Here is a 13,337-nt window from a genome sequence, read left to right as displayed (position 1 = left end):
AGGAGTATCTCCATGGCTTTGACTGTCGAGCAGAAGAAGGAAATCCTCAGCGAGTACGGTCTGCACGAGACCGACACCGGTTCGCCCGAGGCCCAGGTCGCTCTGCTGACCAAGCGCATCGTCGACCTCACCGAGCACCTCAAGCAGCACAAGCACGACCACCACAGCCGCCGCGGTCTGCTGCTGCTCGTCGGCCGTCGTCGTCGCCTGCTGAAGTACGTCGCCAAGGTCGACATCAACCGCTACCGTTCGCTCATCGAGCGCCTCGGCCTGCGTCGCTGATCGCAGACCGCGACAACAGACTCACCACCGGCCATCTCCCGAACGGGAGGTGGCCGGTTTGTCATATTGAGGTATTGACACGGCGCGGTGATAGGCTGACAACGGATCGTTGCCGTGAACTGATGGCAGTGCGTGACGAGCCAGATCGGTCCTCGGTAGTGGCCGCCGGAACAATGGTTCCGGCCGCTTCGATCGAAGGCCGTCTGAGCACTCAACCGGGCGCGAAACGTCGCGCCATTCACCCGCTGCCGTATTTTCTCGGCGCGTTCTGGGTCGGTCCGATCCGCGCGTGCGACGAGCTCCACAGCACGACTGCACCGGCATTCGGTGCACGCTGCGCACCTCGCGATGACCACCCTCAACCGCACAAGCGGCCATCTCTGCGTGGCCGCGCATCACGACGGCCGCTAACGGCAGCCGCTACGAAGGGATTCCACCCCACATGACAGATGTGAACACCACCGAAGAATTCACCGACGAGTACGACGACGCCATCACCGAGGCCACCGCGATCATCGACAACGGGAGCTTCGGCACCCGCACGATCCGCTTCGAGACCGGACGCCTCGCCCTGCAGGCCGCCGGCTCGGTGACCGCGTACCTCGACGACGAGAACATGCTGCTCTCGACCACCACCGCGTCGAAGCACCCGAAGGAGCACTTCGACTTCTTCCCGCTGACCGTGGACGTCGAGGAGCGGATGTACGCCGCCGGCCGCATCCCCGGATCGTTCTTCCGTCGTGAGGGCCGTCCGTCGACCGACGCGATCCTCACCTGCCGTCTGATCGACCGCCCGCTGCGCCCGTCCTTCGTCGACGGCCTCCGCAACGAGATCCAGGTCGTCGTGACCGTGCTGTCGCTCGACCCGAACGACCTCTACGACGTCGTGGCCATCAACGCCGCGTCGGCGTCGACCCAGCTCGCGGGTCTGCCGTTCTCCGGCCCGGTGGGCGGCGTGCGTGTCGCGCTCATCCCGACCGAGGAGAACAAGGCCGGCCAGTGGGTGGCGTTCCCGACCGTCGAACAGCTCGAGGGCGCCGTGTTCGACATGGTCGTCGCGGGCCGTATCGTCAGCGGTGAAGGCGATTCCGCCGACGTCGCGATCATGATGGTCGAGGCCGAGGCCACCGACAACGTCATCGACCTGATCGCCGGCGGTGCTCAGGCGCCGACCGAGGCGATCGTCGCCGAGGGCCTCGAAGCCGCCAAGCCGTTCATCGCCCGCCTCTGCGAGGCACAGAAGTCGCTGGCCGCAGCCGCTGCCAAGGACACCGGGGAGTTCCCGCTGTACCCGCCGTACCAGGACGACGTCTACGAGGCCGTCGCCGCCGCCGCGACCGAGCGCCTCTCGGAGATCCTCACGATCCCCGGCAAGCAGGAGCGCGACGACAAGACCGACGAGCTCAAGGCCGACATCCTCGCCCAGCTCGGCGAGCAGTTCGAGGGTCGTGAGAAGGAGATCGGCGGCGCCTACCGTTCGCTGACCAAGAAGCTGGTGCGCCAGCGCATCCTGACCGACCACTTCCGCATCGACGGTCGTGGCATCACCGACATCCGCGCACTCTCCGCCGAGGTCGGCGTGATCCCGCGCGCCCACGGCAGTGCGCTGTTCGAGCGTGGCGAGACCCAGATCATGGGCATCACCACACTCGACATGGTCAAGATGGCGCAGCAGATCGACTCGCTCGGACCCGAGACGTCCAAGCGGTACATGCACCACTACAACTTCCCGCCGTACTCGACCGGTGAGACCGGCCGCGTCGGTTCGCCCAAGCGTCGCGAAATCGGACACGGAGCGCTCGCCGAGCGTGCCCTCATGCCGGTGCTCCCGAGCGTCGAGGACTTCCCGTACGCGATCCGTCAGGTCTCGGAGGCCCTGGGCTCCAACGGTTCCACCTCGATGGGTTCGGTCTGCGCCTCGACCATGTCGCTGCTCAACGCCGGTGTGCCGCTGCGCGCCCCGGTCGCCGGCATCGCCATGGGCCTGGTCTCCGACACCGTCGACGGCGAGACCCGCTATGTCGCACTGACCGACATCCTCGGCGCCGAGGATGCCTTCGGCGACATGGACTTCAAGGTCGCGGGCACGAAGGACTTCGTGACCGCTCTGCAGCTCGACACCAAGCTCGACGGCATCCCGTCGCCGGTGCTCGCGGGTGCGCTCAGCCAGGCCAAGGACGCCCGGCTGACCATCCTCGACGTCATGGCCGAGGCCATCGACGAGCCCGACGAGATGAGCCCGTTCGCACCGCGGATCACCACCATCAAGATCCCGATGGACAAGATCGGCGAGCTGATCGGCCCCAAGGGCAAGACGATCAACGGCATCACCGAGGAGACCGGCGCCAACATCTCCATCGAGGACGACGGCACCGTGTTCGTCGGCGCCTCCGACGGGGTGAAGGCACAGGCTGCGATCGACCGCATCAACGCGATCGCCAACCCGCAGCTCCCCAAGGTCGGCGAGCGTTTCCTCGGCACCGTCGTCAAGACCACCGCCTTCGGTGCGTTCGTGTCGCTGCTGCCGGGTCGTGACGGCCTGGTGCACATCTCGAAGCTCGGTAAGGGCAAGCGCGTCAACAAGGTCGAGGACGTCGTGAACGTGGGCTCCAAGCTCCGCGTGGAGATCGCCGACATCGACGAGCGCGGCAAGATCAGCCTCGTCCCGGTCGACGAAGAGGCCGACAAGGCAGAGGCCGCAGCCGCCGAAGCGGCCACCGCCGACGCCTGAGCCGTTCTGAACTGAGGTACCCATCGGGCCCGCCGTCCATCCGGACGACGGGCCCGATGTTCGTCCTCTTCGGCCTAAGATCTTCAGAGATGAACGGTCCGCCTGACCAGCTGACGGTCGCGCACCGCCGCGACGCCGCGCGCACACCCGCGTCGCGCACCGTGGCCGACCTGCTGCGAACCGCGCCGGTGATCGGACGGGCGGACATGACCGTGCGTCAGGCCGCGACGCTGATGACCGAGCGCGACCAGGACTACGTCGTGATCCCGCAGCCCGGCCACGGTCTCGGGCTGCTCACCGACGCCGACATCCGGGCGCGCGTCGTCGCCGCCGGACGAAACCTCGACACCCCGGTGGGGGAGGTCGTCGACGGTCCGGCGTTCGTCGTCGACGCCCGGACGTCGGCGATCGACGCCCTCACCGCGCTCGTCGACCGCGACCTCACGGTGATCCCGGTACGCGACGCCGACGGCACCGTCCTCGGCGTTGTCGGCGCGAGTGATTTCGTCGCCGACCCGGCCGGTTCGAGCATGCCGCTGCGCGAACAGATCTCACGGTCGCAGACGGTGGAGGAACTGCAGGGACACGCGCAACGCATCCCGCAACTGGTCGCCGATCTCGTGCGGCGCGATCGACCGGCACACGAGGTCACCCAGGTCGCCTCCCTCATCGTCGACGCCGTCGTGCTGCGGGGACTGCGGCTGGTCGTCGACTCCCGTCCCGACGTCGATCCCGCCGCGTACACCTGGTTGTCGCTCGGCAGCAATGCGCGTCGGGAGCCGGTGCTGAGTTCGGATGTCGACTCCGCGGTCGTGTTCGACGACTCGCTGGGAGGGTCCGAGCTCGACGGCTACCGTGGGGCTTTCGCGGAGCTCGACGACCTGTTGCGCGGTGCCGGCCTGACCGTGGACACCAAGGGCGCCGTCGCGTCGAAGCCGTTGTTCTCGCGGACCCGCAGCCAGTGGCAGACGGCGGCACGCGGGTGGATCGACACGCCGCTGGAAGACAAGGGGATGATCTTCACGTCGCTGATCCTCGACGGCCGGCCGCTGGCCGGGCCGCGTCGTGGTTCGGCGGCACCGACGCCGGGAGTCGAGATGATCGGCGCCCTGCGCGCCGACCCGCGCACCATGCGGTTGCTGCTCGAGGAGTCGTTGTCGACCAAGGCGCGACTGCGCTCGATGCGCGACGTCCTGACCCGGCGCCCGGGGGCGTTCGACGTCAAGGCCAATGCGCTGACGCCGCTGATCAACATCGCCCGCTGGGTGGCGTTGAGCGTCGAATCCACCGAGGTGAACACACGCGCGCGTCTCCAGGCGGCGTCGGGGAGCGCCTTGCTCACCGACGACGATGCGACGACGCTGACGGAGGTGTTCGACGTCCTGCAACGGGTGCGGTTGCGGTATCAGGTCGCGCAGTTCGATCGTGGCGAGACACCGACGGACGTGCTGGAGATGGGGCGGCTGTCGCCGCTGGACCGGAGCCTGGTGGCGCAGGCGGTGCGAGAGATCGCCGGTGTCCAGCGCAGAATGGCGGGTATGAGCCACTACCAGGTGAACTGAGATGCCATGTGCCTGATCCTCTTCGCGTGGAACGCACATCCCGAGCACCGGCTGATCGTCGCGGCCAACCGCGACGAGTACCACCGGCGGCGCACGTATGCGCTGTCCCGGTGGGATGAGCTGCCGATCATCGCCGGACGCGACGCCCTCGCCGGCGGCACCTGGATGGGTGTGTCCGCCGACGTCCCCGGCCGGGTCGCGATGGTGACGAATGTGCGGGTCGGTCCGCCCGAACGCGCCGGGGTCCGCTCGCGCGGGCAGTTGCCGGTGGACTTCCTTGACGGCGACGAGGACCCGAAGGTGTTCGCCGATCGCGTCGTGGAACAGGCCGCCGACTACGACCCGGTGAACCTGCTCATCGGTGATGCCACGGATCTGTGGTGGGTGACGAATCGACCGGCTCCGCACGCCGAGCGGGTGGCCGACGGCGTGCACGGCGTGTCCAACGGTGCGCTCGACAACGACTGGCCGAAGGTCGCCGACGGTACTGTTGCACTCCGTGACCTGATCTCCGCCGGCGCGTCCGACGACGACTACTTCTCGATGCTGGCCGACCAGGACCGCCCCGACCCGGTGCGGCTGCCCGACACCGGCGTCGGAGCCGAGTTCGAGGCGGCCCTGTCGTCGAAGTTCATCAACATCCCGGGATACGGGACGCGGGCGTCGACCCTGCTGCGCATCGGTCACGACGGCCACGGCGCGATCGTCGAACGCCGCTACGGGTACCGCGGGAAGCGGCGGGGAACCACCCGCATCGCCTTCTGAACGCGGGTGGCCGCGCTGATCAGTTGTGTGCGAACGGCATCGCCGCGACGGGGAGACCGAGCGCCTCGCCGACCTCGGCGGTGAACAGCTCGCCGCGATGGGTGCTCAGACCCGATGCCAGTGCCGGATCGGTGTCGCAGGCCTTCTTCCAGCCCTGATCCGCCAGGCGCAGCACGTAGGGGAGGGTCGCCCCGGTGAGCGCGTGCGTGGATGTGCGGGCGACGGTGCCGGGCATGTTGGCCACGCAGTAGAAGGTGGTGTCGTGCACGGTGAAGGTGGGGTCGGCGTGGGTCGTGGGATGCGAATCCTCGAAGCAACCGCCCTGGTCGATCGCGATGTCGACGAGAACCGCACCCGACTTCATCTGCGCGACAAGGCTGTTGGGCACCAGGACCGGCGCCTTGGCGCCCGGGACGAGGACGGCGCCGATGACCAGGTCGGCCTTCTTGACCGCGTCGTCGAGCGCGAGCTTGGTGCTGTAGCGGGTGTGGACGCGGCCGGCGAACCGGGCGTCGATCGCGCGGAGCTTGGCGATGTCGAGGTCGAAGACGGTGACCTGGGCGCCCATGCCGACGGCGATCGTCGCCGCGTTGAGGCCGCTGACCCCGCCGCCGATGACGACGACCTCGGCCGGCTCGGTGCCGGGGACGCCGCCCATGAGGACGCCGCGGCCACCCTCGGACTTCATCAGGTGATAGGCGCCGACCTGAGGTGCGAGCCGTCCGGCGACCTCACTCATCGGCGCGAGAAGGGGGAGCGCGCCGTCTGCGGTGCGGACCATCTCGTAGGCGATGGACGTGGTGCCGGAGGCGAGCAGCGCATCGGTGCACTCCTTGCCGGCGGCCAGGTGGAGGTAGGTGAAGATCGTCTGGCCCGCGCGCATGAGGTCGAACTCGGAGGCGATCGGTTCCTTGACCTTGAGCAGCAGATCGGCCTGCTCCCAGACCCCGGCGGCGGTGCCGAGGATCTGCGCGCCGGCGGCCTTGTAGTCGTTGTCGGTGATGGCCGACCCCTCACCGGCGCCCGCCTGGACGATGACGTCGTGGCCGCGGTGGTGCAGCTCGGCGACGCCCGCCGGGGTGACGGCGACGCGGTACTCGTGGTTCTTGATCTCGGTGGGGACGCCGACGCGCATGATGCTCCCTCTCTTGTCGAAGTTTGTGCAGGAAACCTGTCCTGAGGGTGAAGGAACTTCAGAAGTGACACAATGCGGGTGAAGAAGATTCTTGACCAGCCGAATCTGACGAAGATGTTTCTATCGAGGAGGGTTCGATGCCTGCCGCACCGAAGGATGTTCAGCCCGGGGAGCTCGACGCGACGGACCGTGAACTGCTGAAGCTCCTGCAGTCCGACGCGCGCATGCCCAACAGTGAGCTGGCACAACGCGTGGGGATCGCCGCGTCGACGTGTCACGGCCGCATGCGCAGGCTCGTCGAACTCGGTGTCATCCGTGGTTTCTTCGCCGACGTCGATCCCGCCGCCGTCGGTCGCCCGCTGCGCGCGATGGTGGCGGTCAGTCTCCAGTCCGATGCGCGTGGGCAGATCCGGCGCTTCGTCGGCGAGATCGCCGCGTACGACGAGGTGATCGACGTGTTCTTCCTCGCCGGCGCCGACGACTACATGCTCCACGTGGCGACCGCCGACACCGAGACGCTGCGCCAGTTCGTCGAGCGGCTCAACAGCCGTCGCGAGGTCGCGGGCACCACCACGTCGCTGGTCTTCGAGCATCGCCGCGGCGATGCGCCGATCTATTGAGAATGTCCTCGCCACTAGACTGAGACCCGTTGGCACGTCGAGATCGAAGAGGGTGGACATGAGCGGTATCACGGTGGGCGTCCTGGGCAGTCAGGGCAAGGTCGGGCAGGCGATCGTCACGGCGGTCGAGAAGGCCGACGACCTCACCTACACCGTGGGCGTGGACAAGGGTGACTCGCTGGAGTTCTTCTCCGACACCGACACCCAGGTCGTCGTCGACTTCACCCACCCCGACGTCGTGATGGACAACCTCAAGTACCTCATCGCCAACGGGATTCACGCCGTCGTCGGTACCACCGGTTTCACCGAGGAACGCCTCGAGACCGTCCGCGGCTGGCTCGCCGAGAACCCGAAGGTCGGCGTGCTGATCGCCCCGAACTTCGCGATCGGCGCCGTCCTGTCGATGCGTTTCGCCGCGCAGGCCGCCAAGTACTACGACTCGGTCGAGGTCGTCGAACTGCACCACCCGCAGAAGGCCGACGCCCCGTCGGGCACCGCTTACCGAACCGCCGAACTGATCGGCCGCGCACGTGCCGAGGCGGGCGTCGGACCGAGCCCCGATGCGACCACCTCCGAACTCGACGGTGCGCGAGGGGCCGTGGTCGACGGTGTGCACGTCCATTCGGTGCGCCTGGCCGGCCTCGTCGCCCACCAGGAAGTGCTGCTAGGGACCGAGGGTGAGACGCTCACCATCCGCCACGACTCGCTCGACCGGTCGTCGTTCGCGCCCGGTGTGCTCCTCGGGGTGCGCAGCATCGCGGACCGTCCGGGTCTGACCATCGGACTCGAAGAACTGATGGACCTCTGATCACCATGGTCGATGACGGCACTCACGACGAGGGCACCCACACCGGCGACACCGAGGGCGGCGCGCCGCAGCTGGGGCCGAAGAAGAAGGACGCGCGACCGATCGTCTGGATGATCGGGTTCCTCGTCGTGGCGCTGATCGTCTACTTCGTGCTGCTCGGCTGGCGTGGCTTCCAGCTCATCGCCACGGGGACCGCAGCGGGAATCGGGTTGGGGCTCGGTGTCATCGCCCTACCGCTCATCGGCGCCTGGCTGATCTACGCGACGCTCCGCGCAGGCCTGGAACACCAGAAGCTCGCCGCGATCATGGCCGAGGAGGGTCGCGAGCTCGACATCTCGAACCTTCCGCACCGCGCCTCCGGCCGCATGGAACGCGGCGCCGCCGACGAGCTGTTCGCCCAGGTCAAGGCCGAGTGGGAGGCCGATCCGAACGACTGGCGGAACACATACCGCATCGCCCGCGCCTACGACTACGCCGGCGACCGCCCCCGAGCCCGCGCGATGATGAAACGCGCGGTCGCGCAGTTTCACGGCAGCGAGCAGTAGGGACCCGGGAGGGCCAGATGGTTCTGCTCGAGGGTGCGAACGCGGCTGATAGGTTGCTGGCGTTCGCGGGGAGGTCGTGATGTCCGACGATGCCAAGCGACTCCTGATCGTTCACCACACGCCGTCGCCCCACTGCCAGGAGATGTTCGAGGCCGTCATCTCCGGTGCGACGGACCCGGAGATAGAAGGCGTCGAGGTGGTCCGTCGAGCCGCGCTGGCGGTGACCGCGAGCGACTTCCTGGAGGCCGACGGTTACATCCTCGGCACCCCCGCCAACCTCGGATACATCAGTGGCGCACTGAAACATTTAAGTCACGGATACCCCGCTATTAAGAGTTCGGCGAGGTCAGCGGCATGACACAGCTCCTGATCGTGCATCACACGCCCTCGCCCTACTGCCAGGCGATGTTCGAGGCCGTCGTCAGCGGCGCAACTGATCCCGAGATCGAGGGCGTCGAGGTCGTTCGCCGGGCGCTTGTCAGTCTCGGCGAGCGACTTCCTCGCGGCCGACGGGTACCTACTCGGCAGCCCCGCGAACCTCGGGTCGATTTCAGGTGCCCTCAAGCACGCGTTCGATCAGAGTTACTACCAGATACTCGACTCAACTCGTGGCCGTCCGTTCGGGCTGTACCTGCACGGCAACGAGGGCACCGAGGGAGCCGAACGCGCCGTTGATTCGATCACTACGGGCCTCGGGTGGGCGAAGGCGGCCGACTACGTCGTCGTGTCGGGCAAGCCCGAGAAGGCAGACCTGGAGCGGTGTTGGGAGCTGGGCGCGACGGTGGCCGCCGGACTGATGGGGGACGCATAGTGACAGCGACTGAGTTCTTTGGCCCGTGGGAGGGCGACCCGATCGAATCATGGTCAGACGCGCAGCGAGCGATTGAGGAGATCATCGAGAAGATCGGCGACCGCACGATGGCCTGGCGAGGCCAGGTCGATGCCGCATGGAGCCTGCACAGCGGCCTGTACCGCAGCTTACCGGGCGTGCTCGACGGGACGGGGAAGGCTCCCAAAGAGGACGATCTACTGCGACTGGAAAGGCGAGTTGTTGCTTATGTCAGGGATCGGTGGCGATTCGACCAGATGCCCTACCTCCAGCTACTCGCACAGCTTCAACACTTCCGCGCGCCGACCAGAATGTTGGATGTGTCTCTGAGTCCCCTGGTCGCTCTGTGGTTTGCGGTCGAGCGCCAGTTCGATGACGCGGATGGGGTGGATGGTCGGGTCTTTGCATTCGATGTGTCGAATCGGACCGTCTACCTCACTCAGAAATGGAGTGACTACGACATTCCGTGGCGCGAAGACGGCGCGAACACGCCGTGGTGCCGAGAGCTTCCACTCTTTTGGAGGCCGCCCGCGTACAACGAGCGGATACCGGCTCAGCAGTCAGGTTTCCTGCTGGCGGGCGTCCCCAAGGTGTACAGCGGCGACAATTCCCAGTATCGCAAGCGACCTGCGGCCGGTGACCTCTGGAAAATTGATGAGGTCCGACGAGCAACCTCAGTGCCGACGCGGTTGACTGGCCGCGAGCGTTCGGCTCAGGAGCGGTCTCAGCCGTCTTTTACGCTTCGTATCGCGGCTGCGGCCAAGGCAGAAATTCGGGCGAAGCTGGAGAGGAACTACGGGATAAACCCAGCGACTATGTATCCCGATGCGTTCGGTATGGCGGCAGAGACCCGCAAGGTAATCACACACGACGCTCTCGACGGATAGAGGCCGTGGCCCGGGAGGGGCTGCACCGCCGCTCGATACCGTCACGATGTGCGGCTTAGTGAGGCCACACGACGACGCCCCGGCCGATCCTCACGGCCGGGGCGTCGTGCGGTCTGGGCTCAGAGCAGCGCCGGGGTGATCTTGAAACTGCCCGGCACGCGGCCGGAGCGGATCGAGGCGAGCACGAAGGCTCGCGCCTCGGGCTCGTCCTCGGGGAGCCACAGCGACCGGTCGACGTCGGCCTGATTCGCGATGCCGTTGATGAACAGGTGCCGAGCAAGGCCCGAGATCGAGCCCCAGCAGTTCGCGATGAGACGAGGGACGTCCTCGGGTCGCGGGTCACCGCTGGCACGGACGACTCGCTCATCTTCCCGGCCGGACGCGGTGAGCACCCGGCGCAGCGTGCTCGACGTCGGCGGCCCGCCATGTCTCCAGTACGCCTCGGCGTACGGCCCGGCGAACGCGATACGGGCGGTGTTGATGCCCGCGAACTGCTCGGCGGCGAGGGTGCATTGCCCGACGATCTTGGGGTCGTGGGGTGTCAGCTCGACTGTGCCGACGGTATCGCCGAGCACCGTCGCGGTGATCGCGTGCCCGGCTTCGTGTGCGCAGATCGCGAAGCGCTGCTTCTCTTCTGGGGTGATGTCGCGGAGCCGGAGCTTGCCCATCATGTCGTCCTATCTATCCGTTGAGGTGAGGGTGCGTGACGATCCCGGCACCGACGAGGCGACACGCAGCCAGACCCTCGTCGGTGCCGGTGGGGCGGTGGGAAAGGAGGATGAAACCACCGCCCCTATCAGTGATCGCCAGGTGGTCTAGGTGAGCCAGGCGGTCGCGACGGCCGTTTCCCAGCCGACAACGACGCTGCGCTCGGCGATCGCGATGAACTCGTTGTTCTCGGCGCTGATGGTCTCGCGGACGGCGACCTCGTCGCGCCAGCCGAACGTCGGCGAGGTGGCGATGAGCGCCTTGCCGAGGCCATCGACGTAGCCGCCGCCGAACACCCAGGTATGGCCGAGGGGCGTCTTCAAGGTAGAGCCGGTGCGGATGACGAGGTTGGCGGCCGACGCAGCCGCCGCGACACCGGCGGACGCATGGATAAACCCGGTGGTATTGGTCTTCGCCAGCTCAGCTTCGAGGTGACCCAGTGCGCTCACCAGGTCGGCCGGTGCCGGACCGGCGGGGGCGTCGGCGATCAGCCGTGCCGCGATCTCCCGTTCGACGGCGACCTGCTCCAGCAGGCGCATGTTCTGCCGTACGCGGAGTCGTACCTCCTCCTGCGATCCCGGGGTCGGGTCGCACGAGTCGAACGCCCACACCGTGATCGGGTCGAACGGGGTGGTCTCGGGGTCGGGCCGGTCGCCGTCTTTGAGTTCGTCGCCGGGGTCGCCGCACCACGAGGCTGCCCAGACGCCGAACGCGGATTCGCCGCCGAAGTTGTGCGGGCGCACCTGCACACCGGACGCGAGCCAGCGCGGGACCGCGTCGTTGGTCCAGGTGGTGACGCCGTAGAGCCCCGAGGGGCTGGGGTTGACGAGCGGCGCGTCGAAGCGAACCGGGTGAAGGGTGGGAGTGGTCATTGCGTTGCCTCAATTCCGAGTTCGTGCAGTGTTTTTCGGTGTGCGTCGAGTTCGTCCTCGTGCGGGCGGTCGACCGGGCGGGGGTTCTGCTCGCGGTAGGTGCGGGCACGGTGAATCCGGCGCGCCAGGTCGAGCACCGCCCGGTCGAGATCGCGCAGCTCGGCGGTGAGTGCCTGACTGAGTCCGCTGGGTTCGCCGTCCACGGTCTGTGCCACCGCCCCGAGCGCATCGGCCAACGGTTGCGAGTATGGCGCGGCCAGCTCGATCAGCGGGGCGGTCCAGGTTCCGGCGAGCACGTCGGCACGGGTGATGGTGACGGCGGACGGCTTCGACAGGCCAACCAGCGCCGCCCGCGCACGTTCCCGGTCGTCCGGGGCAAGGGCGTTGATCTTCTCGCGGGCGTCACGGGCGGTGACGGTCCCCGCAACCGATGTGACGAGCGTGTGGACGGCACCAGCGATCACCTCGACGGCGTCGAGATACGACCCGGGGCAAGGCTCCTGTGCCAGCTCAGCGGCCACTGGCGCGAGGACGCCCCCGACCTCAGCGGCGAGGTTGAAACTGCCGTTGTAGGCGACGATGTGGGCGTGACGTCGCCGCTCGCGCAACTCGTCCTGGCTGTAGACGCGCGGTGTGCGTCGGGTGGGCCATTGGAGCTGCTCTCGGCGGATCGTGGCGAACCGATCGCCCGAGGTACTGACCTTGGCGATGTCGCCGCGCTTGATTCGGGTGGTCATGCGGAGTGCTCCTTGTCGATGGTGGTGATGGTGGGGCCGCTGGTCGCAGCTTGGAGGGCGAGGTCGGGTCGGCCGTGGGCAGCGAGGCGGAATACCTCACCGACCCAGTCGACGGCGATCGAGTCGGCCGATGAGGCGGTGGCCCACAATTGCCGGCCGATCTCGTCGGGCTCGATCGCGGCGGCGGTCATGCGGCGTACACCTTCGGGCCGATCGCCTTGTCGAACTCGTCGGCGAGCCCGATCAGCGGCGACCCGCCGACCTTGACGACGGCGATCTCGCCGCGCTGCCACAGCTCGGTCACGGCCTCCTGCACCGCCCAGTAGCCGCCGGTGATCTTGGGGCGGACGGTCGATAGTCGGACGAGGGTGCCGTCGGCGTCGGGGTCGCGTCGGCGTAGTTCGGTGAGTATCTGGGTCTCGACGGTGGTCATGCGGGGCTCCTCGTGGTGTCGTGCGGTGGTAGTCCTTCTCGGTTGTGGGACGCGCACGGTGGAGAGCGTCAGGTCGACATAGCGGCCTCCGTCCCGATGAGGGAGTCGAGCACAGCATCGGCCCGGTTTTCGTCAACGAGCCCCGAGGCGACCTCGCGATCGACGGCGGCGCGCAGCCTCCACCACGACAGCGCTGCCCGCGCCTCATCGACGCGGGGGCCGCTCGTTTCGCCTCGGGACGCGAGGACGCCGAGCCGAGATCGCCACCCAGCCATCGACCGGCTGCGGGGGTCTGCCATCACTTTCGTGCTCATGCTCACGATGTAAGCAAGTAGGGGTGCAACCGACTTCGGCGTAAAGGTCTCTACGTCGCCCTGTGTCCAGGGCGGGCAAGGGCGTCAAGCGCGAAAGGCGTTGCAACGC

At 67.6% G+C, this 13,337-nt stretch carries 15 protein-coding genes and 1 pseudogene; 10 read left to right on the top strand and 6 right to left on the bottom strand.

Going from position 1 to position 13,337, the window contains the following annotated elements; genetic code table 11:
• Window positions 1–12 precede the first annotated feature (12 nt).
• The 4 genes from rpsO (at window position 13) to BJF87_RS13745 (ending at window position 5,340) form a co-directional block, all read left to right on the top strand.
• Window positions 13–282 carry a 30S ribosomal protein S15 gene (gene rpsO, locus BJF87_RS13760; RefSeq protein WP_005199046.1) on the top strand — a complete coding sequence of 90 codons (270 nt, stop codon included), beginning with the start codon at window positions 13–15 and terminating at the stop codon, window positions 280–282.
• Window positions 283–724: 442 nt separating this feature from the next.
• Window positions 725–3,013: a polyribonucleotide nucleotidyltransferase gene (locus BJF87_RS13755; RefSeq protein WP_042375766.1), complete on the top strand. Its 2,289-nt coding sequence runs from the start codon at window positions 725–727 to the stop codon at window positions 3,011–3,013.
• A gap of 89 nt (window positions 3,014–3,102) precedes the next feature.
• A complete protein-coding gene (locus BJF87_RS13750; RefSeq protein ID WP_042375767.1) occupies window positions 3,103–4,575 on the top strand; it encodes a putative nucleotidyltransferase substrate binding domain-containing protein in 1,473 nt (490 codons plus the stop codon).
• Between the two features lie 6 nt (window positions 4,576–4,581).
• Window positions 4,582–5,340 (top strand): NRDE family protein, encoded by a 759-nt coding sequence (locus BJF87_RS13745; protein WP_006359558.1) that lies wholly within the window; start codon window positions 4,582–4,584, stop codon window positions 5,338–5,340.
• Between the two features lie 19 nt (window positions 5,341–5,359).
• Here the strand turns inward: BJF87_RS13745 and ald are convergent, their stop codons facing one another.
• Entirely contained in the window at window positions 5,360–6,475 is a 1,116-nt protein-coding gene (ald, locus tag BJF87_RS13740) for an alanine dehydrogenase (RefSeq protein ID WP_075863319.1), read from the bottom strand.
• A gap of 137 nt (window positions 6,476–6,612) precedes the next feature.
• Between ald and BJF87_RS13735 the strand changes: the two genes are divergently transcribed.
• The 6 genes and pseudogenes from BJF87_RS13735 (at window position 6,613) to BJF87_RS13710 (ending at window position 10,164) form a co-directional block, all read left to right on the top strand.
• Window positions 6,613–7,095, top strand: a complete 483-nt coding sequence (locus BJF87_RS13735) for an Lrp/AsnC family transcriptional regulator (protein WP_006359556.1) — start codon at window positions 6,613–6,615, stop codon at window positions 7,093–7,095.
• Window positions 7,096–7,153: 58 nt separating this feature from the next.
• Window positions 7,154–7,903, top strand: a complete 750-nt coding sequence (gene dapB, locus BJF87_RS13730) for a 4-hydroxy-tetrahydrodipicolinate reductase (RefSeq protein WP_006359555.1) — start codon at window positions 7,154–7,156, stop codon at window positions 7,901–7,903.
• 5 nt (window positions 7,904–7,908) lie between these two features.
• Window positions 7,909–8,448: a hypothetical protein gene (locus BJF87_RS13725; RefSeq protein ID WP_006359554.1), complete on the top strand. Its 540-nt coding sequence runs from the start codon at window positions 7,909–7,911 to the stop codon at window positions 8,446–8,448.
• 79 nt (window positions 8,449–8,527) lie between these two features.
• Window positions 8,528–8,806 carry a hypothetical protein gene (locus BJF87_RS13720; protein ID WP_075863343.1) on the top strand — a complete coding sequence of 93 codons (279 nt, stop codon included), beginning with the start codon at window positions 8,528–8,530 and terminating at the stop codon, window positions 8,804–8,806.
• Window positions 8,803–9,259 (top strand): annotated as a pseudogene (locus BJF87_RS13715) (flavodoxin family protein). Before BJF87_RS13720 ends, BJF87_RS13715 begins: the two are co-directional and overlap by 4 nt.
• The gene (locus tag BJF87_RS13710) at window positions 9,259–10,164 is read left to right on the top strand and encodes an FRG domain-containing protein (protein ID WP_075863318.1); all 906 of its coding nucleotides are present in this window, start codon (window positions 9,259–9,261) and stop codon (window positions 10,162–10,164) included. Before BJF87_RS13715 ends, BJF87_RS13710 begins: the two are co-directional and overlap by 1 nt.
• A gap of 119 nt (window positions 10,165–10,283) precedes the next feature.
• Here BJF87_RS13710 and BJF87_RS13705 read toward each other — a convergent pair whose 3' ends face one another.
• The 5 genes from BJF87_RS13705 to BJF87_RS13685 all read right to left on the bottom strand — a co-directional run bounded on the left by BJF87_RS13705 (window position 10,284) and on the right by BJF87_RS13685 (window position 12,914).
• Window positions 10,284–10,835, bottom strand: coding sequence for a hypothetical protein (locus BJF87_RS13705; RefSeq protein ID WP_075863317.1), 552 nt, complete (start codon window positions 10,833–10,835; stop codon window positions 10,284–10,286).
• A 144-nt stretch (window positions 10,836–10,979) separates the two neighbouring features.
• Window positions 10,980–11,744 (bottom strand): hypothetical protein, encoded by a 765-nt coding sequence (locus BJF87_RS13700; RefSeq protein WP_075863316.1) that lies wholly within the window; start codon window positions 11,742–11,744, stop codon window positions 10,980–10,982.
• Window positions 11,741–12,481, bottom strand: coding sequence for a hypothetical protein (locus tag BJF87_RS13695; RefSeq protein WP_075863315.1), 741 nt, complete (start codon window positions 12,479–12,481; stop codon window positions 11,741–11,743). The genes BJF87_RS13700 and BJF87_RS13695 overlap by 4 nt, the downstream gene beginning before the upstream one ends.
• The gene (locus tag BJF87_RS13690; RefSeq protein ID WP_075863314.1) at window positions 12,478–12,672 is read right to left on the bottom strand and encodes a hypothetical protein; all 195 of its coding nucleotides are present in this window, start codon (window positions 12,670–12,672) and stop codon (window positions 12,478–12,480) included. The genes BJF87_RS13695 and BJF87_RS13690 overlap by 4 nt, the downstream gene beginning before the upstream one ends.
• Complete coding sequence (locus BJF87_RS13685; RefSeq protein ID WP_075863313.1) at window positions 12,669–12,914, bottom strand: hypothetical protein; 246 nt, start codon at window positions 12,912–12,914, stop codon at window positions 12,669–12,671. The genes BJF87_RS13690 and BJF87_RS13685 overlap by 4 nt, the downstream gene beginning before the upstream one ends.
• Window positions 12,915–13,337: the final 423 nt, after the last annotated feature.

Origin of the sequence: Gordonia sp. CNJ-863 (assembly GCF_001942325.1) — a bacterium.
Classification (GTDB): Bacteria; Actinomycetota; Actinomycetes; order Mycobacteriales; family Mycobacteriaceae; genus Gordonia; species Gordonia alkanivorans.
The sequence above is the reverse complement of the archived record's forward strand: the minus strand, read 5'-3'. Positions and strand labels throughout refer to the sequence as shown.

Excerpts from the sequence above, each read along its gene's own strand:
- rpsO (WP_005199046.1), top strand. The coding sequence starts at position 13 with ATGGCTTTGACTGTCGAGCAGAAGAAGGAAATCCTCAGCGAGTACGGT.
- BJF87_RS13755 (WP_042375766.1), top strand. The coding sequence starts at position 725 with ATGACAGATGTGAACACCACCGAAGAATTCACCGACGAGTACGACGAC.
- BJF87_RS13750 (WP_042375767.1), top strand. The coding sequence starts at position 3,103 with ATGAACGGTCCGCCTGACCAGCTGACGGTCGCGCACCGCCGCGACGCC.
- BJF87_RS13745 (WP_006359558.1), top strand. The coding sequence starts at position 4,582 with ATGTGCCTGATCCTCTTCGCGTGGAACGCACATCCCGAGCACCGGCTG.
- ald (WP_075863319.1), bottom strand. The coding sequence starts at position 6,475 with ATGCGCGTCGGCGTCCCCACCGAGATCAAGAACCACGAGTACCGCGTC.
- BJF87_RS13735 (WP_006359556.1), top strand. The coding sequence starts at position 6,613 with ATGCCTGCCGCACCGAAGGATGTTCAGCCCGGGGAGCTCGACGCGACG.
- dapB (WP_006359555.1), top strand. The coding sequence starts at position 7,154 with ATGAGCGGTATCACGGTGGGCGTCCTGGGCAGTCAGGGCAAGGTCGGG.
- BJF87_RS13725 (WP_006359554.1), top strand. The coding sequence starts at position 7,909 with ATGGTCGATGACGGCACTCACGACGAGGGCACCCACACCGGCGACACC.
- BJF87_RS13720 (WP_075863343.1), top strand. The coding sequence starts at position 8,528 with ATGTCCGACGATGCCAAGCGACTCCTGATCGTTCACCACACGCCGTCG.
- BJF87_RS13705 (WP_075863317.1), bottom strand. The coding sequence starts at position 10,835 with ATGATGGGCAAGCTCCGGCTCCGCGACATCACCCCAGAAGAGAAGCAG.
- BJF87_RS13700 (WP_075863316.1), bottom strand. The coding sequence starts at position 11,744 with ATGACCACTCCCACCCTTCACCCGGTTCGCTTCGACGCGCCGCTCGTC.
- BJF87_RS13695 (WP_075863315.1), bottom strand. The coding sequence starts at position 12,481 with ATGACCACCCGAATCAAGCGCGGCGACATCGCCAAGGTCAGTACCTCG.
- BJF87_RS13690 (WP_075863314.1), bottom strand. The coding sequence starts at position 12,672 with ATGACCGCCGCCGCGATCGAGCCCGACGAGATCGGCCGGCAATTGTGG.
- BJF87_RS13685 (WP_075863313.1), bottom strand. The coding sequence starts at position 12,914 with ATGACCACCGTCGAGACCCAGATACTCACCGAACTACGCCGACGCGAC.